The organism is Photobacterium damselae, assembly GCF_003026815.1.
GTDB lineage: Bacteria > Pseudomonadota > Gammaproteobacteria > Enterobacterales > Vibrionaceae > Photobacterium > Photobacterium damselae.
The window spans coordinates 1-1,019 of sequence record NZ_PYOG01000102.1; the positions used below are offsets into that span (position 1 = coordinate 1).

Annotated in this window: 1 rRNA gene; it reads right to left on the reverse strand. The window is 51.5% G+C overall.

What is annotated here, in order from left to right:
- Window positions 1-1,019, reverse strand: a 23S ribosomal RNA gene (locus CTN07_RS22495); the annotation flags it as partial.

Below are 1,019 nucleotides of genomic sequence, written 5' to 3' on the forward strand. Positions count from 1 at the left end.
CTCTACCCGACCACCTGTGTCGGTTTGGGGTACGATTTCTTACTATCTGAAGCTTAGAGGCTTTTCCCGGAAGCATGGCATCAATGACTTCGCTACCGTAGTAGCTCGACATCGTATCTCAGTGTTAGTGATGAACCGGATTTGCCTAATTCATCCACCTACGTACTTGGACCTGGACAACCGTCGCCAGGCTCACCTAGCCTTCTCCGTCCCCCCATCGCAATAGTAAGAAGTACGGGAATATTAACCCGTTTCCCATCGACTACGCCTTTCGGCCTCGCCTTAGGGGTCGACTCACCCTGCCCCGATTAACGTTGGACAGGAACCCTTGGTCTTCCGGCGAGGGAGTTTTTCACTCCCTTTGTCGTTACTCATGTCAGCATTCGCACTTCTGATACCTCCAGCACACTTTACAATGCACCTTCAACGGCTTACAGAACGCTCCCCTACCCAATGTGCATAGCACATTGCCGCAGCTTCGGTGTATAGCTTAGCCCCGTTAAATCTTCCGCGCAGGCCGACTCGACCAGTGAGCTATTACGCTTTCTTTAAATGATGGCTGCTTCTAAGCCAACATCCTGGCTGTCTGAGCCTTCCCACATCGTTTCCCACTTAGCTATAACTTTGGGACCTTAGCTGGCGGTCTGGGTTGTTTCCCTCTTCACGACGGACGTTAGCACCCGCCGTGTGTCTCCCGGATAGTACTTACTGGTATTCGGAGTTTGCAAAGGGTTGGTAAGTCGGGATGACCCCCTAGCCTTAACAGTGCTCTACCCCCAGTAGTATTCGTCCGAGGCGCTACCTAAATAGCTTTCGGGGAGAACCAGCTATCTCCGAGTTTGATTGGCCTTTCACCCCTAGCCACAAGTCATCCGCTAATTTTTCAACATTAGTCGGTTCGGTCCTCCAATTGATGTTACTCAATCTTCAACCTGCCCATGGCTAGATCACTCGGTTTCGGGTCTAATCCTAGCAACTATGACGCCCAGTTAAGACTCGGTTTCCCTACGGCTCCCCTA